Origin of the sequence: Streptococcus parasanguinis (assembly GCF_001578955.1) — a bacterium.
GTDB lineage: Bacteria > Bacillota > Bacilli > Lactobacillales > Streptococcaceae > Streptococcus > Streptococcus parasanguinis_U.
In genome coordinates this window covers 1-933 of sequence record NZ_KQ969707.1, presented here as the reverse complement: position 1 = coordinate 933, position 933 = coordinate 1, and the positions used below count along the sequence as shown (strand labels likewise).

The 933-nt window shown below is 30.4% G+C and carries 1 pseudogene; it reads right to left on the bottom strand.

Annotation, left to right across the window (positions count from 1 at the left end):
• A pseudogene (locus SPADD19_RS10830) lies at positions 1-499 on the bottom strand (phage integrase N-terminal SAM-like domain-containing protein); the annotation flags it as partial.
• Positions 500-933 lie beyond the last annotated feature (434 nt).

Here is a 933-nt window from a genome sequence, read left to right as displayed (position 1 = left end):
CTCCCTTTCCACGCTGAACTAAAACATAGTAATTTCCATTATTATCTTTTCGAATATCTTTTCCTTTTAATTTTTTTAATTCGGATCTACGAATCCCAACTGCCCGCTGAAAATTAACCAGCCGAGAGAAGCGAGAGTCTGTTTCTTGATGTTTACCTTGTGAGTTTTTTGATTTTACACGACCTCGGATAATTTTGTCGCTGGAACGCTTGTCTTTTCTAACTCTATTCATGTTGATATCAACTGCTTTGCAGATAGGTGCTAAATAAGTATGAATTGTAGCAACAGAGTATTGTTTTGGATCATCATTTAGATCTAGTTGATATAGTTGAATCGCTTCTTCAGTAATATCTGATTTTTTTTTAATATTGTGTTCTTTAGCCCACTTTGTAAAGCGAGTAATTGCTCTTTTATAGCTTGTCCTCGTTCGATTGTTTGTGATATTTTTTGAAGCTGCAATAAATAAATCATGCTTGAGGGAATTTCTTTTTCTTGGCATTATACATTCCTTTCTAAAATAAATACATATTATTGTTAAACTGCCTCCCACCCTTTTTTAATAAGCTGGGTATGCTTTTGATACTTCCCATCGAGGCTAACTCTTAAAGTTTAATGTTTGCGATAGATTTTCAGTACTCACCGTAATCTATGTTTGGAAGGATCATAAAGATGTCATTGCTTGTTCGAGCTTATAAAACTTTTCTATTTTACTTTTTTTATTACATTATTTTTTACTTTACTAAACTAGTTATTTTTTTAGTTTTTACTTTTATTTTTACCTCTTTTATTATACCTTAAACACGTTTTTCTTTACTTTTTATCTACTAAATGGTTATTCTTTACTTCATGTTATTCAGTAGAGAATAACCATTTAGATTTTCTTTCTTTTTTTCTTAGTTTTTTCCTTTGCAATGACTAGCATATGAGAAATAA